This is a genomic window from Pseudomonas brassicacearum, from assembly GCF_918698105.1.
In the GTDB taxonomy this organism is placed as follows: Bacteria; Pseudomonadota; Gammaproteobacteria; order Pseudomonadales; family Pseudomonadaceae; genus Aquipseudomonas; species Aquipseudomonas brassicacearum_F.
In genome coordinates this window covers 40106-62991 of sequence record NZ_CAKKMI010000004.1, presented here as the reverse complement: position 1 = coordinate 62991, position 22886 = coordinate 40106, and the positions used below count along the sequence as shown (strand labels likewise).

Annotated in this window: 24 protein-coding genes; 10 read left to right on the top strand and 14 right to left on the bottom strand. The window is 59.6% G+C overall.

Features of this window, described 5'->3' with window-relative positions:
* Window positions 1–37 precede the first annotated feature (37 nt).
* Window positions 38–1000 carry a sensor domain-containing diguanylate cyclase gene (locus LQ215_RS02875; protein ID WP_230147347.1) on the bottom strand — a complete coding sequence of 321 codons (963 nt, stop codon included), beginning with the start codon at window positions 998–1000 and terminating at the stop codon, window positions 38–40.
* 137 nt (window positions 1001–1137) lie between these two features.
* Between LQ215_RS02875 and LQ215_RS02870 the strand changes: the two genes are divergently transcribed.
* The gene (locus LQ215_RS02870; protein ID WP_230147346.1) at window positions 1138–1962 is read left to right on the top strand and encodes a helix-turn-helix transcriptional regulator; all 825 of its coding nucleotides are present in this window, start codon (window positions 1138–1140) and stop codon (window positions 1960–1962) included.
* A 171-nt stretch (window positions 1963–2133) separates the two neighbouring features.
* Here the strand turns inward: LQ215_RS02870 and LQ215_RS02865 are convergent, their stop codons facing one another.
* Complete coding sequence (locus LQ215_RS02865; RefSeq protein WP_230147345.1) at window positions 2134–2721, bottom strand: LysE family translocator; 588 nt, start codon at window positions 2719–2721, stop codon at window positions 2134–2136.
* A 142-nt stretch (window positions 2722–2863) separates the two neighbouring features.
* Between LQ215_RS02865 and LQ215_RS02860 the strand changes: the two genes are divergently transcribed.
* Entirely contained in the window at window positions 2864–4318 is a 1455-nt protein-coding gene (locus LQ215_RS02860; protein ID WP_230147344.1) for a TrkH family potassium uptake protein, read from the top strand.
* Between the two features lie 78 nt (window positions 4319–4396).
* Here the strand turns inward: LQ215_RS02860 and LQ215_RS02855 are convergent, their stop codons facing one another.
* Window positions 4397–4894 carry a hypothetical protein gene (locus tag LQ215_RS02855; protein WP_230147343.1) on the bottom strand — a complete coding sequence of 166 codons (498 nt, stop codon included), beginning with the start codon at window positions 4892–4894 and terminating at the stop codon, window positions 4397–4399.
* A 145-nt stretch (window positions 4895–5039) separates the two neighbouring features.
* Here LQ215_RS02855 and LQ215_RS02850 point away from each other — a divergent pair, with 145 nt between their 5' ends.
* From LQ215_RS02850 to LQ215_RS02840, 3 genes are all read left to right on the top strand, one after another.
* On the top strand, window positions 5040–6122 hold the full coding sequence (locus tag LQ215_RS02850; RefSeq protein WP_230147342.1) for a bifunctional transcriptional activator/DNA repair enzyme AdaA: 1083 nt from the start codon (window positions 5040–5042) through the stop codon (window positions 6120–6122).
* A gap of 23 nt (window positions 6123–6145) precedes the next feature.
* A complete protein-coding gene (locus tag LQ215_RS02845; RefSeq protein WP_230147341.1) occupies window positions 6146–6763 on the top strand; it encodes a DNA-3-methyladenine glycosylase family protein in 618 nt (205 codons plus the stop codon).
* A gap of 198 nt (window positions 6764–6961) precedes the next feature.
* A complete protein-coding gene (locus LQ215_RS02840; RefSeq protein ID WP_230147340.1) occupies window positions 6962–7450 on the top strand; it encodes a GFA family protein in 489 nt (162 codons plus the stop codon).
* A gap of 130 nt (window positions 7451–7580) precedes the next feature.
* On the opposite strand, the gene LQ215_RS02835 is transcribed toward LQ215_RS02840, so the two are convergent.
* Window positions 7581–8186, bottom strand: coding sequence for a tRNA-(ms[2]io[6]A)-hydroxylase (locus tag LQ215_RS02835; RefSeq protein WP_230147339.1), 606 nt, complete (start codon window positions 8184–8186; stop codon window positions 7581–7583).
* A 178-nt stretch (window positions 8187–8364) separates the two neighbouring features.
* Here LQ215_RS02835 and LQ215_RS02830 point away from each other — a divergent pair, with 178 nt between their 5' ends.
* Window positions 8365–9228 (top strand): universal stress protein, encoded by an 864-nt coding sequence (locus LQ215_RS02830; RefSeq protein ID WP_230147338.1) that lies wholly within the window; start codon window positions 8365–8367, stop codon window positions 9226–9228.
* Window positions 9229–9307: 79 nt separating this feature from the next.
* On the opposite strand, the gene LQ215_RS02825 is transcribed toward LQ215_RS02830, so the two are convergent.
* Window positions 9308–9778, bottom strand: coding sequence for a DUF1289 domain-containing protein (locus LQ215_RS02825; RefSeq protein ID WP_230147337.1), 471 nt, complete (start codon window positions 9776–9778; stop codon window positions 9308–9310).
* A 408-nt stretch (window positions 9779–10186) separates the two neighbouring features.
* Between LQ215_RS02825 and acnB the strand changes: the two genes are divergently transcribed.
* Window positions 10187–12796, top strand: a complete 2610-nt coding sequence (gene acnB, locus LQ215_RS02820; RefSeq protein ID WP_230147399.1) for a bifunctional aconitate hydratase 2/2-methylisocitrate dehydratase — start codon at window positions 10187–10189, stop codon at window positions 12794–12796.
* Between the two features lie 208 nt (window positions 12797–13004).
* Window positions 13005–13130 (top strand): hypothetical protein, encoded by a 126-nt coding sequence (locus LQ215_RS29475; RefSeq protein ID WP_256211728.1) that lies wholly within the window; start codon window positions 13005–13007, stop codon window positions 13128–13130.
* 1297 nt (window positions 13131–14427) lie between these two features.
* Here the strand turns inward: LQ215_RS29475 and LQ215_RS02815 are convergent.
* The 9 genes from LQ215_RS02815 to LQ215_RS02775 form a co-directional block, all read right to left on the bottom strand.
* Entirely contained in the window at window positions 14428–15708 is a 1281-nt protein-coding gene (locus LQ215_RS02815) for a serine/threonine transporter (protein WP_230147336.1), read from the bottom strand.
* Between the two features lie 829 nt (window positions 15709–16537).
* Window positions 16538–16900: a Mor transcription activator family protein gene (locus LQ215_RS02810; RefSeq protein WP_230147335.1), complete on the bottom strand. Its 363-nt coding sequence runs from the start codon at window positions 16898–16900 to the stop codon at window positions 16538–16540.
* Between the two features lie 31 nt (window positions 16901–16931).
* Window positions 16932–17252, bottom strand: coding sequence for a hypothetical protein (locus tag LQ215_RS02805; protein WP_230147334.1), 321 nt, complete (start codon window positions 17250–17252; stop codon window positions 16932–16934).
* A 1-nt stretch (window position 17253) separates the two neighbouring features.
* Window positions 17254–18435 (bottom strand): ExeA family protein, encoded by a 1182-nt coding sequence (locus tag LQ215_RS02800; RefSeq protein WP_230147333.1) that lies wholly within the window; start codon window positions 18433–18435, stop codon window positions 17254–17256.
* Window positions 18435–19586 (bottom strand): hypothetical protein, encoded by a 1152-nt coding sequence (locus LQ215_RS02795; protein WP_230147332.1) that lies wholly within the window; start codon window positions 19584–19586, stop codon window positions 18435–18437. Before LQ215_RS02795 ends, LQ215_RS02800 begins: the two co-directional genes overlap by 1 nt.
* 6 nt (window positions 19587–19592) lie before the next feature.
* Window positions 19593–20189, bottom strand: a complete 597-nt coding sequence (locus tag LQ215_RS02790) for a hypothetical protein (RefSeq protein ID WP_230147331.1) — start codon at window positions 20187–20189, stop codon at window positions 19593–19595.
* A gap of 3 nt (window positions 20190–20192) precedes the next feature.
* Window positions 20193–21119 (bottom strand): hypothetical protein, encoded by a 927-nt coding sequence (locus LQ215_RS02785; RefSeq protein WP_230147330.1) that lies wholly within the window; start codon window positions 21117–21119, stop codon window positions 20193–20195.
* 9 nt (window positions 21120–21128) lie between these two features.
* Window positions 21129–21431 (bottom strand): helix-turn-helix domain-containing protein, encoded by a 303-nt coding sequence (locus LQ215_RS02780; RefSeq protein ID WP_186642575.1) that lies wholly within the window; start codon window positions 21429–21431, stop codon window positions 21129–21131.
* 217 nt (window positions 21432–21648) lie between these two features.
* The gene (locus LQ215_RS02775; protein ID WP_204126644.1) at window positions 21649–21885 is read right to left on the bottom strand and encodes a DNA-binding protein; all 237 of its coding nucleotides are present in this window, start codon (window positions 21883–21885) and stop codon (window positions 21649–21651) included.
* Window positions 21886–21982: 97 nt separating this feature from the next.
* Here LQ215_RS02775 and LQ215_RS02770 point away from each other — a divergent pair, with 97 nt between their 5' ends.
* Together LQ215_RS02770 and LQ215_RS02765 are read left to right on the top strand one after the other, a co-directional pair.
* Window positions 21983–22426, top strand: coding sequence for a helix-turn-helix domain-containing protein (locus tag LQ215_RS02770; protein ID WP_230147329.1), 444 nt, complete (start codon window positions 21983–21985; stop codon window positions 22424–22426).
* A gap of 16 nt (window positions 22427–22442) precedes the next feature.
* Window positions 22443–22850, top strand: a complete 408-nt coding sequence (locus LQ215_RS02765; RefSeq protein ID WP_230147328.1) for a hypothetical protein — start codon at window positions 22443–22445, stop codon at window positions 22848–22850.
* Window positions 22851–22886: the final 36 nt, after the last annotated feature.

Below are 22886 nucleotides of genomic sequence, written 5' to 3'. Positions count from 1 at the left end.
GCTCCCACAGGGATAGGCGGTGGCTGATCAGCTTGTACTAGCTGCGTAGCGCCTGCTTCTGCGCGTACATCGCCGCATCGGCGTCAGCCAGTAGCATGTCGATCGACTGATGACGCTGGGGGTCGTACTCGATCTGGCCGACACTGAAACGAATGTCATAGCCACGCTGCAACATCGCATTACGCTCATCGAGGATTTCCTTGAGCCGCGCCATGATTGCCGCTGTCTCGACATGGGAAGAACCGGTGAGCAACGCCACGAATTCGTCACCACCGAGGCGGCCGATCACATCACTTTCGCGAAAGGCGATACGCAGCACATCAGCGAAGGTTTTTAGCGCGTTGTCGCCCTCGGCGTGCCCGTAACGGTCGTTGATCGGCTTGAAGTCGTTCAGATCGAAGAACAGCAGCGTCGCCGGGCGCGACAAGCGATCACACACATCCAACGCATGCTGGGCCAGCATCCGGAAGCCACGCCGATTGGACAGCAGCGTCAGCTCGTCCATGCTCGCCATCTGCACCGCGACCATTTCCTGCTCGGCCATGCGGGCCAAGTCGCGCAGCAGTTCGCGCTCTTCGTCATTGAGTTTGCGCGGCTTGGTGTCGAGCAGGCACAACGTGCCGAGCTTGCTGCCGTCCTCCAGCCCCAGCGGATGACCCGCGTAGAAGCGAATGCCAGGTTTGTCCGTGACCAGTGGGTTGTCGTGGAAGCGTTCGTCCTGTTGCGCGTCGCAAATCTCCAGGATCTGATCCTGCAAAATCGCATGCCCACAGAAGGAAATCTCCCGCGGGGTTTCGCTGGCATCCAGGCCCGCGCTGGACTTGAACCACTGCCGGTTGGCGTCCACCAGCGACACTAGCGCAATGGGCACGTCAAACAGGCGTCGGGCAAGGCGGGTCAGGCGGTCAAACCGCTCTTCGGGGGCGGTATCCAGCAGCTTGAGCGAGTGCAGACTCTTGAGGCGAGCGGCTTCGTCGTCCGGTTTGCGTGGCGCAAGCATCGGAAACTCCATTGGCAAGACTTCATGAAGTCTAGTCCAGGACCCCAGCCCTTCAAACCGACGGGCTAAATCCGATGGGCATTTGCCGGTCAGGACTAATACACTGCCATTCAGGTTCAAGACGAGGACGCAGACCGATGAAGCACGCCCCCCATGACGACGCCCCACGCTTCTGGCGCGACGCGGCCCTGCCCTTCATTGAAGCCCGGGCCATCTGCGATGGGCGCAAGGTCTGCTATTCGCGCCATTCCCATGACCACTTTTCCATCGGCGCGATCACCGCCGGGCGCAGCACCTACATTCACGAACGCTCGAGTTTCCAAGTGGAAAGCGGCACGGTGGTGCTGATGAACCCCGGCGACGTCCACGCGTGCAACCCGATCGACGATCAGCCGTGGTCCTACGTGATGTTGTACGTCGACACCCAGTGGCTCAGGGACTTGCAGCGCCGTATCGGCTTTGACGAAAGCCTGGAGTTCCAGGGCTTCGCCACCACGCACAGCCGCGACCTGGAACTGTTTACCGCATTGGGAAGGTTGTATGAGCAATTGGTGGATGAGCAGCTCGACACGCGCCACAAGCACGCCGCCGCCGAGGCATTTTTCATTGACCTGCAACAACGGCTCAACCCGGCCGGTCGCCCGGACCGGGGCAGCCATCCGGGCCTGATGCGGGCGGCGCAGTTTATCCACGACCATTGCAGCGAAGCCTTGAAGCTGGAAGACATCTGCACCGCCGCGCAACTGTCGCCGTCCTACCTGAGCCGAGCCTTCAAGCGCCATTACGGGATGACGCCCCACGCCTTCCTGGTCAACCGCCGAATCCAGTTTGCCCGCCGCCAATTGCGCGAAGGCAAGCTGATCGCCGACGTGGCGCTGGACAGCGGGTTTGCCGACCAGGCGCATTTCCAGCGTGCCTTCAAGCAACACCTGGCGGCTACGCCCGGGCAATATCGCGGTTGAGCTTGCTCCGGCCGGGCTCTGTAGGAGCTGGCGAAGGCTCGGGCCGCGTTCGGACGATCTTTTGATCTTTTGATCTTTCGCTTGAGATTCAATTGCCTGGGGAAAGATCGCAGCCTCGTTGCACTCGACAGCTCCTACACAGTTCTTATACCCAACAGCTAAACGTATGGCTCAAGGCAACAACAGATACACCGCACTGGCCACCAACAACGCGGCCATCGCCCGATTGAACAGGCGCATGGTCGCCGGATGACCCAACCAGGTGCGCAGGAAACTGCCGGCGTAGGCCCAGCAGCCCACCGAGAGGTAGCAGATCACCAGGTAGATCGCCGCAAACTGCCACACCAGCCGCGCCTCGCCATCGGCCACGAATGCCCCCATCCCCGCCACGCAGGCCAGCCACGCCTTGGGGTTGAGCCATTGCATCAGCGCGCCATGGAACATCGAAGGCGCCCGCCCCTCGTCTTCGCCACCCAGGTGCCCGTTATCCATCGCCAGTTTCCAGGCCATGAACAACAGAAACGCCACGCCGCCCAGTTGCACCCCCCGTGTGAGGCCAGGCCAGCGTTGCAACACTTCATGCAAGCCCAGCCCCATCAGCACCAGCAGCAAGACAAACCCCAGGGTTGCACCGCCCACATGGCGCAACGTCGCACGAAACCCGTACCGCGCCCCGGAGCTGAGGGCGACGATATTGACCGGACCGGGTGTAATGGAGGCGACCAGGGCAAACGCCGCCATGGAAAGAATCAAACTCATCGCATACCTTCTTCATATCAGTGAGGTGGCGATCAAGGTAAATTGCCCATCGCGGGCGGTATTGAACAAAACTGCCCAAGGGGCTACCCATCAGCCCACCACAAAAACAATACTGTGCGGCTAATTCACTCAGGCGCGTTCTATGTCCATTGCGGTTGTGCGGTTTATTGGTTTCATCCTCGGTATTTTCCTGATCACCCTGGCTGCCAGCATGGCAATCCCGCTTTTAACGCTGGTGATGTACGAGCGCAACGATGACCTCTCGGCGTTTTTGTGGTCGAGCCTGATCACCTTCGTCTGCGGCGTCGCGCTGGTGGCGCGCGGTCGGCCAGCACACACCCAGATGCGCCCGCGGGACATGTATCTGCTGACCACCGCCAGTTGGGTCATCGTCTGCAGCTTCGCCGCCCTGCCCATGGTGTTCATCCAGCACATCAGCTACACCGATGCCTTTTTCGAGACTATGTCGGGCATCACCACCACTGGCTCGACCGTCCTGACCGGCCTGGACACCGCCTCCCCTGGCCTGTTGATCTGGCGCTCGATGCTGCACTGGCTCGGCGGGATCGGCTTCATCGGCATGGCCGTGGCGATCCTGCCATTGCTGCGGGTCGGCGGCATGCGGCTGTTCCAGACCGAGTCGTCGGACTGGTCGGAGAAAGTCACACCACGCTCCCATGTCGCGGCGAACTACATCCTGTGGATCTACGTCGGCTTGACCGCCCTCGCCACCCTGGCCTTGTGGCTGGCCGGCATGACGCCCTTCGAAGCGATCAACCACGCGATGTCGTTGATTTCCACGGGGGGCTTTTCCACATCGGATTCCTCCCTGGGGCATTGGCCCCAACCGGCCATTCACTGGGTATCGGTGGTGGTCATGATGGCAGGCGCGCTGCCCTTCACCTTGTATGTCGCCACCTTGCGCGGCCACAAACGCGCGCTGCTCAAGGACCAGCAAGTCAGGGGATTCGTCGGATTCCTGGTCGTCACCTGGCTCATCGTGGGGACTTGGCTGAGCCTGAACAGCGACTACAGCTGGTGGGACGCGGTCCGTATCGTGGCCGTCAACGTGACGTCGGTGGTCACCACCACGGGCGTGGCGCTGGGCGACTACACCCTATGGGGCAGCTTTGCCTTACTGCTGTTCTTCTATTTGACGTTCGTTGGCGGTTGCTCGGGATCGACGGCCGGCGGACTGAAGATCTTCCGCTTCCAGGTAGCCGGCGAGTTACTGATGGGCAGCCTGAAACAACTGATCCATCCCCGGGCGGTGATCCAGAAAAAATACAACAACCACCCCATCGACGAAGAGATTGTCCGTTCGCTGCTGACGTTTTCGTTTTTCTTCACCATCACCATCGGCGCCATTGCCCTGGGGCTGGCGCTGATCGGCCTGGACTGGACGACCGCCCTGACCGGCGCGGCCACCGCCGTGTGCAACGTGGGCCCCGGGTTGGGCACGATCATCGGCCCAGCCGGCAACTTCTCGACCTTGCCGGATTCGGCGAAATGGCTGCTGACCATTGGCATGCTCCTGGGTCGGCTGGAGATCCTGACGGTGCTGGTGTTGTTCACGCCGGTGTTCTGGAAGTATTGAACAGGTTGGGTCAGGCAAAACAGACAAACAAAAAAGCCGCGACGCCATGCACAGGCGTCGCGGCTTTTTTTCAAGCGATCAGCGGTCGTTCTTGATCGAAGAGCTGGTTGCGTTGGTCAGGCCCTTGGTGTTGTGGGTACCGGGTGTAGCGGTGGAAATCGCCGATGCCTTGGTCAGGCCACGGGTATCACGGTCGTTGGCGATGCTCGAGGTCAGCGAAGCCTTGCTGGTGCGGTCGGTGCGGGTGGTACCCGTGTGCTTGCCGCTCAGGCCATGATCGCGGGTGCGGGTCCCAGTGTGGTCGCTGGCCAATCCTTTGCCAAGGCCGCTGGAATCACCAGACTTGTCATGGTCCTGGCCACCGCCAGTGCCGCCACCAATGCCACCACCGTGGCCACCGCCATTGCCACCACCATTGCCGCCGCCGTTTCCTCCACCGTGGCCGCCACCACCCCCATTGCCGCCTGCGGCATAGCTCGAACCGATAGGCGAAAACTCAGCAGGCAGCAAGGCCGAGGCACCGAACGCCAAGGCACAGACAGCAACGGCGATGAGGGATTTCTTATGTTTGGACATGATGTCTCCGAAAGACAAAAACAACGGTTGAACCTTTAAGACTCGCAGGTTCAATTTTTGTTCGTGACCGTCTGACCAAGTGAACGGAAATTCACTGTCGATTTTTCGGTGGAGTCGTTCCGGACACAGTTCTATGCTCAGGCCCATGAACCTACACGACTCGCTGCTCCCGCCCCATGCCGAGATGGTCCGCGCCATGCTCGAACGAGACACCGCCTACGAGGGGGTGTTCTTCACTGCGGTCAAGACCACCGGTATTTTCTGTCGCCCCAGTTGCACCGCGCGCAAGCCGAAACCGGAGAACGTGGAGTTCTTCGCCCATGCCGACGAAGCCATGTCGGCCGGCTACCGGGCCTGCCTGCGCTGCAAGCCGCTGGACGCCGCGGCCATCGCGCCGGACTGGATCCAGACCCTGCTCAAAAACGTGGACGCCGAACCCGACCTGCGCTGGACCGATGCCCTGCTGCTGGAACAAGGTATCGAGCCGCTGAAACTGCGCCGCTGGTTCAAGCAACATTTCGGCATGACCTTTCACGCCTACCTGCGCACCCGCCGCCTGGGCATTGCCTTGGGCGGTATCAAGGACGGCAGCTCCATCGACAATGCCGCGTTCGATTCCGGTTATGAGTCATTGAGCGGCTTTCGTGACGCCTTCGTGAAGTCCTTCCACATCACGCCGGGCCGCGCGGCCCTCAGCGAACCCTTGCTGTTCACCCGCCTGACCACACCGTTGGGCCCCATGCTGGCCATGGCCGAACGACGAGGCCTGGTGCTGCTGGAATTCCTCGACCGCCCGGCCCTGACCAAGGAGTTGGAAGAACTGCAGCAACGCTACGGCTACACCGTCGCACCGGGGCACAACGCTCATCTGCAACAGATCGAAACCGAACTGGCCGACTATTTCGCCGGCAAGCTCACGACGTTCAATGTCCCGCTGCACATGCCCGGCAGCGCCTTCGCCGTACGGGTATGGGCGCAGTTGCAAAAGATTCCCTATGGCGAAACCCGCAGCTACGGCAGCGTCGCCACAGCCCTTGGCAGCCCCGGTGCCAGCCGCGCCGTGGGCCTGGCCAACGGGCAGAATCGCCTGGCCATCGTCATTCCCTGCCACCGGGTGATCGGTGCGGACGGCTCGTTGACCGGTTATGGTGGCGGCCAGCCGCGCAAGGCGTTTCTGTTGCGGCTGGAACAAGCCGCGGTGCAGGTTTCACTGCCCCTGGCGTTTTGAACGCCCCGGAGAATGAACACCTGATGCCTGTGCCCTACCACGACGCCAGCGCCTTGCTGGCAAGTCTCGATGAAGACTGGCGACGTCACGTCGAGACGATCGGCCCCTGCCTGCTGCAACCCAAGCCGGCCCGCGATCCCTATGAGGCCCTGGTGCGGGCGATTGCCTACCAGCAACTGCACGCCAAGGCCGGCGATGCCATCCTCGGTCGGCTGCTGGCGCTGTTCCCGGCGCAGCCCTTCCCCAGGCCCGGGCAGATCCTGGCGACAGACGTTGCGCAGCTGCGCGGCTGTGGGTTTTCCGCCAGCAAGATCGCGACGATCCAGGGCATCGCCCAGGCGACGCTGGACGGCATCGTGCCGGATTACGCCACAGCGCGGGCGATGGACGATGAGGCGTTGATCGAGCGCCTGGTCAGCCTGCGCGGCGTCGGGCGCTGGACCGTGGAAATGTTGCTGATCTACAGCCTGGAACGACCAGACATCCTGCCGGCCGACGACTTTGGCGTACGCGAAGGTTATCGACGGCTCAAGGGGTTGGAGCAACAGCCCAGCCGCAAGCAGATGGTTGAGATCGGCCAGGCCTGGAGCCCTTATCGGACGGTGGCGGCGTGGTATTTGTGGCGGGTGCCCGGTCGCTAGACCATGTCATCGTTCATCGCGAGCAAGCTCGCTCCCACAGTTGATCTTCAGTGTCCACAAATTGTATCTACACAGAAAATCCCCTGTGAGAGCGAGCTTGCTCGCGAAGGCGGTCGCATGGTCACCTTCAATTCAACTGTCAAGACACAAACTGTCTAGGCTGTACTGAGTCATTTCCAATCCCACTGGAGGTTCCCCATGCAACTCGAAGGATCCTGCCACTGCGGCGCGGTGTCGTTCACCCTCGACAGTGCTCACCCCTACCCTTATCAGCGCTGCTACTGCTCGATCTGCCGCAAGACCCAGGGCGGCGGCGGTTTTGCGATCAACTTGGGGGGCGATGCCCAGAGCCTGAAGGTGCGTGGTCGCAAGCACATCTCGATCTATCACGCACGACTCAAGGACGAAGGCGATCAACGCGCCCACCGCAGCAGTGCCGAACGGCATTTCTGTTCCTTGTGCGGTTCGGGATTATGGCTGTTCAGCCCCGAATGGCCTGACTTGATTCACCCGTTTGCCTCGGCCATCGACACACCGCTGCCGGTTCCGCCGGAGCACACCCACCTGATGCTGGGTTCCAAGGCATCCTGGGTGGAAGTCGAGGCGCATAAGGGCGATCAGCAGTTCGAAGTCTATCCCGAGGAGTCCATTGCCCAGTGGCATGAACGACTGGGGCTGGCCGAATGAGAGGCAGCGCTGCATAAGGCGCTATCGCGAGCAGGCTCGCTCCCACATAGGACTTGGGAAATCCACAAATCCCTGTGGGAGCGAGCTTGCTCCGGGCGGCGTTCCGACGATGGCGTCAGGACAAACAGCCCTATGCCGCGGGCACACCGCTGTGAAAGCGAAACTCCACATCCGGTGATTCGATCAGGTCCCGCTCGGCGTCACGGACCTTGTCGATCACCTGGGCAATGTCCTTGGCGTCGCCGTACTGGTAAGCCAGTTTCAGGTAGCCCTGGAAATGCCGGGCTTCGCTTTTCAGCAAGCCGAAATAGAACTTGCCCAGTTCCTCGTCCAGATGCGGCACCAAGGCCTCGAAGCGCTCGCAACTGCGGGCTTCGATGAAGGCGCCGACCACCAAGGTGTCCACCAGCTTGACCGGTTCGTGACTGCGTACCACCTTGCGCAGTCCCGAGGCATAACGCCCGGCGGAGAGCTGGCGCAAGCCGATCTTGCGCTTTTTCATCAGGCGCATGACCTGCTCGTGATGCACCAGCTCTTCCCGGGCCAGGCGCGACATCAGATTGATCAGGTCGATGTGGGAATGGTATTTGGCGATCAGGCTCAGGGCGGTGCTGGCCGCCTTGAACTCGCAGTTCTTGTGGTCGATCAGCAACGTTTCCTGGTCAGCAAGAGCAGCCTGGACCCAGGCATCGGGGGTGCGGCAACCAAGGAATTCGTGAATTTCGGGAAGATTCATGGGGCTCACGGGAAAAGGTAGTCGAGCGAAGGGCGCCGATTATACCGGCCTGCCCCCAGACCACCAGCCACCGCCGTTGATATGCATCAAGTCGACGACTCACCCACAACAACTAGACTGCCCCACAACAACTATAGTTGAGCAACACCAGCCCTTTCATCGCAGGAGAACGCCGATCATGCAAGCCATTCGCAGCATCCTGGTGGTCATTGAGCCCGAACATTCGGAAAGCCTGGCGCTCAAGCGCGCCAAACTGATCGCCGGGGTGACCCAGGCCCACTTGCACCTGCTCGTGTGCGACAAAAAACATGACCATGCCGGCCTGCTCAGCGTGCTCAAGGCCGCACTGCTGGCTGACGGCTACAGCGTCACCACCGAGCAGGCCTGGAACGAAAGCCTCCACGAAACCATTATCGACGTGCAGCAGGCGGAAGGTTGCGGGCTGGTGATCAAGCAGCACTTCCCCGACAGCCCGCTGAAAAAAGCCCTGCTGACCCCGGCGGACTGGAAGCTGCTACGCCATTGCCCAACCCCGGTGCTGCTGGTGAAAACCGCCGGTTCCTGGAAAGACAAGGTGATCCTCGCTGCCGTCGACGTTGGCAATGCCGACGGCGAGCATCGCCACCTGCATTCCACCATCATCGATCACGGCTATGACATCGCCCTCCTCGCCAAGGCGCACCTGCATGTGATCAGCGCCCACCCCTCGCCGATGCTCTCGTCCGCCGACCCGACGTTCCAGCTCAAGGAAACCATCGAGGCCAAGTACCGTGAACAGTGTCGGGCGTTCCAGGCTGAGTTCGACATCGACGACCAACACCTGCACATCGAAGAAGGTCCGGCGGACGTCCTGATCCCGTTCATGGCGCGCAAGCTGCAGGCGGCGGTGACGGTGATTGGCACTGTGGCCCGTTCGGGGTTGTCCGGGGTCCTGATCGGCAACACCGCCGAGGCTGTGCTCGATATGCTGGAAAGCGATGTGCTGGTGCTCAAGCCCCAGGAGGTCGAGGATCACCTGGTGGAGTTGGCGGTCAAGGAGTGAAGATCAAAAGATCGCAGGCTTCGCCAGCTCCTACGGTATGGCGCGATCCTTGTAGGAGCTGCCGAAGGCTGCGATCTTTTCAGCCGCCAATCGCATCCTTCAGGAACCCCGGCGCGATATAGCGCTGGTAATGGGCTTCGGACAAAAGGAAAAACTCCCGATCAATGGCATCGCGCAGGTCCGGCAGATCCCAGTCGCGAAACTCCGGCATCAGCACCATGCCGTAGGCCTCCAGGTTGTTGATCACCCGTGCGCCTCGGGCGATCAACTGATAGGCCCAGCAATATTCCGACTGGTGCGGCACAAAGCGGATCTTGCGCGACTCCAGTTGCTGGCGCAGCAATACCGGGTCGAAAACCTCCAACTTTGCCACCATCACCTGCACCAACAGCTGCTCGAGCCGCATCCACACCGCGCGTTTTTCTTCCTCGTTGTAGCCGTTCCAATGAATCACTTCATGGTGGAACCGCTTGCAGCCACGGCACACCAGGTCACCGTAGACAGTGGAGCAAAGGCCGACGCAGGGGGTCTTGATGAGCTGGTTGGGCATAAGGAAACGCACACGCAAAAGCAGGACAGGCCGGCATGTTAGCCCTTTGTCTAAGATTGATCACCCCTCAAACTTCCAGCCCCAACTTACCTTTAATTTTTTTTTCCCGTAGAATCAGCCAGCCTTTTAAGGCGCCAATGTCCGTTAGAAGCTGTTTTCAAAGCGTCACGAGCACAGTCGTTCCTTCAGAGCGGTGTTGGCGAAGGGTCTTTCCAGCGGGGAAAGCCCAACGCCAACCCTCATCAGCTCCCCGTTCTGCAGGCGTAAAACTTTGAAAGCAGCTTCTGTGAGGAACGTGCGGAAACTCTGGCGTGGTGGCTCAAAAAGCCGCCGACGCGCATGAGTACCGTGGGTTCCTGGATGAGCGTCCCGGACACCCATTTGGGACCACTGATGAGGGTAATAACTGTGCTTGAAGCCTACCGCAAACATATCGAAGAGCGCGCAGCCCTGGGTATCGTTCCCCAGCCGCTTAACGCCGAACAAACCGCAGGCCTGATCGAGCTGCTGAAGAATCCTCCGGCTGGCGAAGAAGCTTTCCTCGTTGACCTGATCACCAATCGCGTTCCGCCTGGAGTCGACGAGGCTGCCTACGTCAAGGCCGGCTTCCTGTCCGCCCTCGCCAAGGGCCAGGCCCAATCCCCTCTGCTGGACAAGAAGCGTGCCGTTGAACTGCTCGGCACCATGCAGGGCGGCTATAACATCGTGACCCTGGTGGAGCTGCTGGACGACGCCGAGCTGGCGCCGGTAGCCGCCAAGGAACTCAAGCACACCCTGCTGATGTTCGATGCCTTCCACGACGTGGCTGAAAAAGCCAAGAACGGCAACGTTCACGCCAAGGCCGTGCTGCAATCCTGGGCCGACGGCGAGTGGTTCAAGAACCGCCCGGTGCTGGCCGACAAGATCAGCCTGCGCGTGTTCAAGGTCACCGGCGAAACCAACACCGACGACCTGTCCCCTGCTCCAGACGCCTGGTCGCGTCCTGATATCCCGCTGCACGCCCTGGCCATGCTGAAAATGGCTCGTGACGGCATCGTTCCGGACGAGCAAGGCAAGACCGGCCCGATGAAGCAGATCGAAGAAATGCGCGGCCAGGGTTTCCCTATCGCCTACGTCGGTGACGTGGTCGGTACCGGTTCCTCGCGTAAATCGGCGACCAACTCGGTGCTGTGGTTCTTCGGCGACGACGTTCCTTTCGTCCCGAACAAGCGCGCCGGTGGTTTCTGCTTCGGCAGCAAAATCGCTCCAATCTTCTACAACACCATGGAAGATGCCGGCGCACTGCCAATCGAGTTCGACGTTTCGAACATGAACATGGGCGACGTGATCGACCTGTACCCGCATGCCGGCAAAGTCTGCAAGCACGGTACCGACGAAGTCATCACCACCTTCGAAATGAAGACCCCCGTGCTGTTGGACGAAGTCCGTGCCGGCGGTCGTATTCCGCTGATCATTGGCCGTGGCCTGACCGAGAAGGCTCGCGCCGAGCTGGGTCTGCCACCGTTCGACCTGTTCAAGAAGCCTGAAGCGCCCGCTGAAAGCACCAAGGGTTTCACCCTGGCGCAGAAGATGGTCGGCAAGGCTTGCGGTCTGGCAGAAGGCCAAGGCGTACGTCCTGGTACCTACTGCGAACCGAAAATGACCACCGTGGGCTCCCAGGACACCACCGGTCCCATGACCCGTGACGAACTGAAAGACCTGGCGTGCCTGGGCTTCTCGGCTGACCTGGTAATGCAGTCCTTCTGCCACACCGCGGCCTATCCAAAGCCGATCGACGTCACCACCCACCACACCCTGCCTGACTTCATCATGACCCGCGGCGGCGTTTCCCTGCGTCCGGGCGACGGCATCATCCACTCGTGGCTGAACCGCATGCTGCTGCCAGACACCGTGGGCACCGGTGGCGACTCGCACACCCGTTTCCCGATGGGCATCTCGTTCCCAGCCGGTTCCGGCCTGGTCGCGTTCGCCGCCGCCACCGGCGTCATGCCGCTGGACATGCCGGAATCGATCCTGGTGCGCTTCAAGGGCAAAATGAAGCCTGGCATCACCCTGCGTGACCTGGTTCATGCCATTCCGTACTTCGCCATCCAGAACGGCCTGCTGACCGTCGAGAAGAAAGGCAAGAAAAACGCCTTCTCCGGCCGCATCCTGGAAATCGAAGGCCTGGAAGGCTTGACCCTGGAACAGGCTTTCGAATTGTCCGACGCCTCGGCCGAACGTTCGGCTGCCGGTTGCACCATCAAGCTGTCGAAAGAGTCGATCACCGAGTACCTGCAATCGAACATCACCCTGCTGCGCTGGATGATCGGCGAAGGCTACGGTGATGCACGTACCCTGGAACGTCGCGCCCAAGCGATGGAAGCCTGGATCGCTAACCCGCAACTGATGGAAGCCGATGCCGACGCCGAATACGCCGAAGTCATCGAAATCGACCTGGCCGACATCAGCGAGCCTGTGCTCTGCGCGCCGAACGATCCGGACGACGCCCGTCTGCTGTCCAGCGTTGCTGGCGAGAAGATCGACGAAGTGTTCATCGGTTCGTGCATGACCAACATCGGTCACTTCCGCGCTGCCGGTAAACTGCTGGAGCAGGTCAAGGGTCAGCTGCCAACCCGTCTGTGGCTGTCGCCGCCGACCAAGATGGACGCTCACCAGCTCACCGAAGAAGGCTACTACGGCATCTACGGCAAGGCCGGTGCACGGATGGAAATGCCAGGCTGCTCGCTGTGCATGGGTAACCAGGCACGCGTCGAGCCGAACTCCACCGTGGTGTCGACTTCGACCCGTAACTTCCCGAACCGTCTGGGTGACGGCGCGAACGTCTACCTGGCTTCGGCCGAACTGGCGTCCGTAGCTTCCATCCTGGGTCGCCTGCCGACCGTCGAGGAGTACATGGAATACGCTGGCAAGATCGACAGCATGGCAGCGGACGTGTACCGCTACCTGAGCTTCGACCAGATCGCCGAGTTCCGTGAAGCGGCTGCAAACGCCAACATCCCGGTCGTTCAAGCCTAAAGCTTAAAACGCCCGACTAAAGACGCCGCCCTTCTTGCGAGGGGCGGCGTTTTTCTATTTCAGGGAATGCCTTTTTGTTGGGGACATATCCGTTTCTTCGGTAACGGCGGCTTATGGTTCCGCTCTTACAGCGGGTCACTTTTGGAAAAGCGCCAAAAGTAACCAAAAGCGCTTTGCCCCACCACTCGGTGCCTCGCTTAGGCTCGGCATGCCCTCACTCCGGCATTGCTCCGTGGGCCGCCGCGAAGGGCCATCCATGGCCCAGCGCGGCTATCCCGGCATCCATGCCGGGATGCCCACTGCGCAATGCCTGCGTTCGGCCAGCGTGGTTTAACGGGGCGCCGAGATCAAGATCAAGATCAAGATCCAAAGCAAGAGCAAGAGCAAGAGCAAGAGCAAGAGCGGGATACATGCCAGCATCTATGTGTCTGAACCTCCGCTATCGCGAGCAAGCTCGCTCCCACAGGGGATCTTCAGCAGACACAAAACCCATATACACCACAAAACCTGTGGGAGCGGGCTTGCCCGCGAAGAGGCCGGCCCATCCAACATCTTCATCGACTATGACACCGCCTTCGCGAGCAGGCTCGCTCCCACAATGGTCCTGCGGTGAACACAAGACTCATGAACACCCAAGATCACCTGTGGGAGCGAGCCTGCTCGCGAAGAGGCCAGCACATCCAACATCACCGCAAACTGACCCACCGCCTTCGCGAGCAAGCCCGCTCCCACAATGGTCCTGCGGTGAACACAAGACTCAGAACACCCAAGGTCACCTGTGGGAGCGAGCTTGCTCGCGATGAGGCCGATACATCCAACATCATCAAAAACTGATACACCGCCTTCGCGAGCAAGCCCGCTCCCACAATGGTCCTGCTGTGAACACAAGACTCATGAACACCCAAGGTCACCTGTGGGAGCGAGCCTGCTCGCGATGAGGCCGATACATCCAACATCATCAAAAACTGATACACCGCCTTCGCGAGCAAGCCCGCTCCCACAATGGTCCTGCGGTGAACACAAGACTCAGAACACCCAAGGTCACCTGTGGGAGCGAGCTTGCTCGCGATGAGGCCGATACATCCAACATCATCAAAAACTGATACACCGCCTTCGCGATCAAGCCCGCTCCCACAATGGTCCTGCGGTGAACACAAGACTCAGAACACCCAAGGTCACCTGTGGGAGCGAGCTTGCTCGCGATGAGGCCGATACATCCAACATCATCAAAAACTGACACACCGCCTTCGCGATCAAGCCCGCTCCCACAAGAGAAACACGGTCCCACCAAGAACCAGGTCGGCTGTTAGGCCGCCTCGCGGTGGACGTTGATCTCGGCGCCCCGTTAACCACGATGGCCGAACGCAGGCATTGTGGAGTGGGCATCCCGGCATGGATGCCGGGATAGCCGCGCTGGGCCATGGATGGCCCTTCGCGGCGGGCCCACGGAGCAATGCCGGAGTGAGGGCATGCCGAGCCCTAGCGAGGCACCGAGTGGTGGGGCATGGAGCGTTTTGGTTACTTTTGCGCTTTTCAAAAGTGACCCGCCGTCAGGGCGGAACCCTAAGTGGCCGTTACCGCAGCAACGGATATACACACCAACCTCAAAATCCCACCCCCACAGGAAAAACCTACGCCAAGAGAGAGTAAACCAACGCCGTAATCGCCACCAACCCCACCAACGTAACGAAGACATTCGAAGCCTGGCCGCGATAACGGGCCATGGCCGGAACCTTGCGAATGGCATACATCGGCATCAGGAACAGGATGGCTGCGATGACCGGCCCGCCCAGGGTTTCAATCATCCCCAGGATGCTCGGGTTGAGGGTAGCGACGATCCAGCACACCACCAGCATGAACGCCGCGGTGAGGCGGTCCAGGGTCTTGGGCGCCGGGCGCCGGCCGCTCTTGACGATCAGACCCTTGAGGCCTTCGCTGGCGCCGATGTAGTGCCCCAGGAACGACTTGGAGATGGCGACAAACGCAATCAACGGCGCGGCAAAGGCGATGGTCGGGTTACTGAAGTGGTTGGCCAGGTACGACAGGATCGACAGGTTCTGCGCCTTGGCTTCGGCCAGTTGCGCCGGGGTCAGGGTCAGCACGCAGCTGAACACGAAGAACAGCACCATCACCACCATCAGCACATGGGCGCGGGACAGGATCTGTGAACTGCGCGCCTCGGCGTTATCGCCGTAGCGACGTTTCTGGTCTACCGCAAAGGCCGAGATGATCGGCGAGTGGTTGAACGAGAACACCATCACCGGGATCGCCAGCCACAAGGTATGCAACAACGCCGAAGGTGCAGGCGGCGTCGACGCCGTGGTCAGGATGCCGCCGCTCCAGTGGGGAATCAGGAACACCGCCAGGAACAGCAGCGCAACGATGAACGGGTAGACCATCAGGCTCATGGCCTTGACGATCGCCTGCTCGCCACAGCGGACCACCGCCAGCAAGCCCAGGATCAGCACCAGGGACAGCACCACCCGGGGAGGCGGTTGGATATGCAACTGATGCTCCAGAAAACTGCCCACCGTGTTGGTCAACGCCACGCTGTAGATCAACAGGATCGGGAAAATGGCAAAGAAGTACAACAGCGTGATCAGCGCACCGGCCTTGAGGCCGAAATGTTCTTCCACCACCTCGGTGATGTCCGCGCCGTCGCGACCGGATAACACAAAACGGGTCAGGCCCCGGTGGGCGTAGAACGTCATGGGGAACGCCAGCACCGCCAGGATCAGCAGCGGCCAGAAGCCGCCCAGGCCTGCATTGATGGGTAAAAACAGAGTACCTGCACCGATGGCGGTGCCAAACAGGCCCAGCATCCACGTGGTGTCCTGGCGACTCCATTGGCTGAGGGTAGCTGGGACAGTCGTTTCAAAGCGCTCTTCGACGCTATTGGCCTGATCATTCATCCGGGCGGATCTCCGTATTCCGGTCACATGCACCCGGCCGGGACGAGTCGGAAAAACCCGACAGGCAGCGCCCTGGCCGAAACAGGGGCGCGATTGTCCGGGATTAGTAAGTAGAAGCAAAGACTTAGCTGAGGAGCGGTTATGCGGATCAGATCATTGCCATGGAATTAACCCTGCATTCCCTGTGGGAGCGAGCTTGCTCGCGATAGCGGTGGGCAGCTTGCACCAGCACTGAATGTACCGCCGCCTTCGCGAGTAAGCTCGCTCCCACAGGTGGATCGAGTAGAGCCGCCAGAGCCAGGCCGGCTGTCAGGCCGCCCCGCGAGCAAGCTTTGCTCCCACAGGTCCTGCTCAAACAAGTCTGATGGGTACGACCGCAAGAGCCAGGTCGGCTACTAGGCCGCCTCGGCGTGGACGTTGATCTCGGCGCCCCGTTAACCACGCTGGCCGAACGCAGGCATTGCGCAGTGGGCATCCCGGCATGGATGCCGGGATAGCCGCGCTGGGCCATGGATGGCCCTTCGCGGCGGCCCACGGAGCAATGCCGGAGTGAGGGCATGCCGAGCCTAAGCGAGGCACCAAGTGGTGGGGCAAAAGCGTTTTGCTTACTTTTGCGCTCTTCAAAAGTGAGCCGCTGTAAGAGCGGAACCCTAAGCAGCCGTGACCGCAGCAATGGATATGTACTCACTGCTACGACCGAAATGTGTTGAGGGTTGAGATAAATCCTATCGCATAAGCGAGATAAATCCGGGCTATTCCGGGCTAGGCTGGCACAAACTGGGACAGCCTATGCAATACCGTTGCATCCAGTGCAATGAAAACACCCCGCTCAGTCATCGACTGGCGGGGCGAACATATCGGCTTGGCGACGCGCGATCTCATCCTTTCGAACCGCCTTAACGATCTTATAGATCCACTGAAGCGACACCCCCCACTTGCGCGCCAGGTCGCTTTGATTGGTGCCGTTGAATTCCTCGTAGATCTGCCGATCCCGACGGCTCAGCTTGCCCGCCAGCCCCATGGGAAAATAGACATTCTGCCCGCCCCAATGCGCCGCCATCCGATCAGCGACCTCTTTGGCCACATGGCGAGCGGCCTCATCATCCATCGACACCAACTCGCCAAGTGCAGCCGCAACGTGTTCCGTCAGATCAACCAGCAGTTCCGGCCCCTTGCTTCGGAAGTCACTCATACAGCAGTCACCGCAGCATCAAGGGCCAGACTCATTGTTCCTGCTCCTTCACCGGCGTGAACCAAGCCACATCGACGCCCCGAACGGTCACGGTGTTACAGGTCAGAGGTCCCGCAGGCGAATAGCGAATCCCCCGTAGCTGAGATCCAAACCGGCGAATGAACAGTTCAAGACTGTCCTGCTCGATAAAGATCCTATTGTCCAAGAACACCAAAAGCATGATCGAAACCCCAGCTTCACGGATGTCACGAGTCAACTCATTGAACGCGGCCAGTTGCGCCGGAAACGCCTCCGTCAAAATACTCAACGGCTTGGCCGGCGCTGCATCCCTCACCAGATCCAGAGAATCCATCTCAAACCCCCTTAACAACATCGGCGGTTACCTTCGGCACACCCAACTGAGCCGCCAAGTTCATCGCCGCAATCACCAAGTTGCCAATCGCCAATGGATAAAGCAGCGAAACAGTCCCATCACGCCCCCCATGGCGAGTCGGCTGAGACAACCGCGCCGCAATCGCCTCAATGGCCCCCTCATCAATGACATCCCCCAGCACCTTGCCCACCCGATCAAAGCGGAACGTCAAAAACTCCCCCAAACGTGAATGCCCAACCGGCATCAGCTTGACCCGCTCACAGCGCTGCACCACCTCACGCACATCTGCGTTGCGCTCACTCAATTTCACCCCCAGCTCGGGCTGACCGATCATGATGATGCTCACCAACTTAGTGAACCCGACCTCCAACTCCAGGATGCGCTTAAGGTGCTTCAACGTCGGAACCGGCAAACTGTGCGCCTCCTCAAGCACCAGGCAATGGCGATACCCAGCTGCATGCGACTCCTTCAACGCCTTATGGACCTGAGCGAAACGTGCCTCAGGACTACTTTTTGGCTTCGATAACGGCGCAATAGCCGCCATCATCGACTCCGCGATATGCGTGCTCTTCAACGACTTGCCCTTGGCGTCGTTATCCTCGGAAGCCAACACATACGGCTCAATAATCATCACCGGATCATTGTTCTCGGCAATGCGGTTCACCAAATCCCGGCGAAGCGTACTTTTGCCGGCCCCCGATTCCCCCTCAACCGCCAGAAACCCACCGTGCCGGGCCGTCTGATACATCGCCTCACGCACATAACGAATCTCCGGGCTGACCCACATATCCTGCGCACACTGCAACTCATCAAACGGATCACGAAACAAACCAAACGCCTTGCGAGTGGCTGGCTGCAGTGCTTGTTTAGGCAATAACATCGATTCCTCCTCCCCGGACGGCCCCTTCACAAGGGCCGAACCTGCCGTATTGGCGTACGGCCGATCCACTTCATCAAAAGCATCAGCAATAGCGGCATCATTGACGCCGGACTCCGCCAAGAACCCCCGAATGCGCCCCCGCAAAACCTCACCATCAAGACGGCGAGGCCAAAGGTTATGGTTCACCAACTGCGCAATCGTTGCGCTACTCAAATTCAGCGACTGGGCCAACGCCGCCTGTGGCCGCCCCACATCCTGCAAAATCCTTTTCAGCTTCAACATCACTCAACTCCAATCGAATGGCGCATGACCTTAGCGGGCCGTTTCAACTCAGCCTCAACCGCCTCAATCTGTTCTTGGGGAACACCCTCTGGAAACCGCGTCAGCAACCAACCAAACATCTGAGCCGACCAAAGATTGCCCAAACGCGGACGCAGAAGCTTCGCCGCCTCAACATGACTCAGCGGGGCAATCTCAACAGTGGGAGCGTTAAAATCCAGATGCGTACCGCGCCGCGGCAGATAAGCCGGCAACACGGTGTCATTGACATGTTTATGCGGATCGATCAGCCCACCAAACGGCACGGCCTTCGATTTGCGGGCGGCCTGCGCATCGGCCTGATTGCTCGTACCCGTTGCAATCTGCTCCAACACCTTGCGCGACACCTGGGCCGGCGTCTCAGCGTGGCGCTTATACCGCTCACCGAGCATCGCAGACGACTCGGCAAACCCAAACGCATCCACCCCAACGCGCTCAATCACGTGATAGCACTCACGCCCGTCATCGCCCACCAGCACCGCAATCGCCGAGTCCTTATCGCGCCAGCAATTGCGAGTGATCAGCAACTGATCACCCACCATCACATCCGGCACTGAACTCACATCAAATTGCGAGCCCCGAAACGAAACCCTCAGCAAATTGCTCACCTTGCGGTTCTCCGGCGTACTCACCGCCAGCTCCCGGCACACCTCAACACTGGGCGCCAGGCGCAACTGCTCCGGCTTAATCAACTGCCAAACGCCATACCGGGTACGCCGCGTGCGGGTATGAATCGACGTCCCATTGAAATACCGCATCCACTGACCGGCCCATGCATTGATCTGCTCCAGACTCGTGGCGGCCTGAAACTTCAGAGCGCTCTCAAACTCACGCTCGACAATATTGTGGGCCTGCTCAACCTGGCCCTTGGCCCGCGCATTCCCGGGCCTATGAATCATCAAATCAACCGACAGAACACGGCAAAGATTGCGAAAAATACCACTCGTCATCGCCGCCCCAGGGTCCGTCATCAACACCCAAGGCACCCCATGAAAAGGGTCCGACTCACTGCGCTTCTGCATTGCATTAATCAACACACTGCACAGATTCTCAGCCGACTCAGCCCCCAACACATACTCCACATACAGCGTGCCGCTCGTATGATCGGTAATCACATACCGTCACAGCCGCTGGCGTTCGATCTTCCTCAGATTCGCGGGTTTACCGTCATAGAACTCGGCCTTGTTCATCACCCGAGCCCCATCATCGGCCAGATAAAACTGCGTCGAGATCGAAGCATCAATCTGCCAAACATGATTGGGATGCTGACTCGCCAACGACACCGCCGGCGCGTCCTGCAAAAGTTGTTCGGGATGCAACTTATAAGCGCGCAACGCCCGGCTAATCGCACTGCGACTCAACGGTCGAAACTCACCCGTGGCCTCATCCAACCGGCCAGCCATCACCAAGTTATTACTGCGCAAGCGCTCGACGGCTCGCTCAATCGTCGACAACTGCTTATTGTTCGCCCGGATGGACTCCAACAACACCGCCGAAATCAACCGCGCTTCCTCAAGCGGCAACGCACTGCAACCCGCGTCACTGCGCCGCTTACGCGGCTTCGCCAAACGCACCGCCTTCAACTGGCGCTGTAGGGTAGAAATCGAAACCCCTAGAGCCAGCGCCCCAGCTTCATAAATAGCCGTACGCTCACCATGCACAGCCGCATCAGCGCGCCGTGCGACCTGCATCAACTGCTCAATGTGAACTGGATTCATCAATCAGGCCTCCGCAGGCGTCATCCACGCCACGCCATTCGCCTGATCTGGCAAGTTGAACTCACTGCGAACCGCCCCCAGCGTAATCTCCAACTGCCGAATCAAACCGGCCCTAAAGACACGGTGGTCCTCACCACTAACAGCCAACGCCTCCAACTTCGCAAACCCCTCGCGCAGCGGCCCCAACACACTGGCCTCGGCCTCATAAGCGATCGCCGACACTTCCGCACGCAAAGCCTTCGCCGCTTCATCGGCAGGCATCGCCTGAATCCGCTTGCGAGCCAACTCCAACTCCCGCCGAGCCTTATCCAACTCACCGGTCTTTTTCGCCATCACCTCGCTTTGCGCGGCATAATCGGCCTTCGCCTCATCAAGGCGCCGGCCCAGCGTCTCTTTCTCCTTGGTGTGCTTGGCAATCATCTCCTCGGCCAGATCAACAAACGCCTCCTTATCGCCAGCTTTCGCCACCTCAACCAGCGCCGCCTGCTGGTCCTGCGGCAATCGCCGATATTGGCGCAACTCCCGGTAACCAATCCCCATACGCGACATCGAGTCCAGCGCCTCTTCACCGAAGGCCCGCAGATTCGCGATATCCCGATCCACCTGATCAACCGAGCGCCCCAACAACCCACAAAACTCATCCCACGTACCGCTCAACGTCCCCGCACCGTGCGGACTCTTACGCCCGGCCAACCCTCGATACAGCTTGTTCTCCTTCACAAACGCCAACTTCGACGTCCGCACCGTGCGGGAAAACGCCTCAAACACCCCGGCCATTTGCGCCTGCCCCAGCAACTGATTCACCGTGTCGCACTCTTCACTGTGCGAGGCCTGCAGCGCAGCCATCGCATTCTGATCAGCCGTCAACATCACCCCATCCAACACAGGCAACGCCAGTGCTTCCGCGGGTACGCTCTTGCTCCGTGCCATACAACCTCCTTAAACAATCGACCCAGCGGCAATACGCTGATTGATTTCCTGCATGCGGCCCGTCAAACGAGCCATGTGCTCGGCATGCGCCTGCGCGATCTGCAACACCCCCACCGAGTGAGCAAAGCGGCCGTTATCCAGCTTCACCGCTAAACCTTCCTCAATCAGTGTTTGCATCGCTCGCGTGATATTGCTGGGACTGTCCTGCGTCAGATGGGCCAACTCCGCATTACTCAACCCCGTCACCGTGTGGCCCTTCAACGCCTTCAGCGCACGCAAAACACGTGCGGCCGCCGACACCGAGCGATTCATAACCTCGCCTCCGGCATAAACATTTCAGGTAAATTGACAACCTCAACCCCCTTGGCCCCGACTCGCGGTGGGGTCCGGCAGGTGTTGAAAACAACGAAAAAGGTGTGAATTGGTGGCTTTTTTGTAGGAAGTTTCTTTTTTTGCTCTGCGTACCCACGCGGCCTAGGTTTTAAAGCGGTAGATTCCAAATTACCGATATGATTTTTCATCACGAGCCTCACGCCACAAAACGGTTGAGCTCAAGGGCCGCCGCCGGATCAGTACAAATCTCTCCGGCCTTAAGACCCAACTTGATTGCGATCTGATGGGCCTGACCCCGTACACATTTTTTGCGACCACCCAACACCTCGAACACCAGGTTGGGTGAGAAACGATTCGCGATTGCCCATTGGGTAATCGAGATACCTTTGGCCTTAAGCTCAGCTCGGGCCTGATCTGCTGTACGTAGCTCCATGGGTTCACTCCGGGGGCTGATGGCGCCACTTGGGTGCCGACTAAGTTGCCGTTCGTGGTCGGACGGTGTGAATTGATAATGGAACCAATCGGTTCCCATGCAAAGGCTTTTTGGCAACCGAATGGTTTCTTTTTGTGAGCGGCTGCGCGCCGAACGAACACGACTTGGCCTCAACCAGACCGACTTCGCGGCACTGGCCGGCGTGACGAAAAAAACGCAGATGCTCTACGAAGCAGGCGAACGCGTGCCTGATGCCAACTACATGAGCGCCATCACCAAAGCGGGCGCAGACATGTACTTCATCATCACTGGACAAAAAATCGCCGCCACGCCGCCCGTCACGCCCTGGACGCCCATCGACGGCGAAAAGCTCTGCCGCATCATCGAAATGCTAGAGGCGGCCGCCAAACAAGCCGGTCGACGCTGGCCGGCAAAGAAATTGGCCGAAGTGGCCGCCGAGGTCTACAACGCGCTGGGTGACAATCAAGGGTTTGATGAACCGCGCGTTGAGCGAATATTGAAGTTGGTAGTGAATCGCTAAATAGCAAAGGAGTTCTATGCGAAGAGAGGATGAATACCTGGTAAAAAATCTGTCGGCCAGGCTTTCTGAGGAAATCGAAAACCTCCCCAAGGAAGGAAAAGATCACCAGCTCACCATCAAAATCAAAGGTAACCGGGGGCACATCAACCTCGGCCATCAGACCTTTGACATAAAGACCATCAAAGAACCCCCACCAGAAGGCAGCGACCGCGCCCGAGAATGCCCGCAATGCCAACGTAACACCTGGCGTTACACGCAGCTGTGCATGCATTGTGATTACAACTTTCACCGCCATGACGAAGTCGAGGAACACAAAAAAGAACAGGCCCGCCGAGAACGAAAGCACCTACAAGTTCTGAAAATCTGTATCTGCTGCGTAGGCATAGCAACCTTGAGCATTTGCATCAGGGATTTTCTGCCTTAAGCGTTAAGACGTTGGGTCGTGGCCCAACTCGCAACC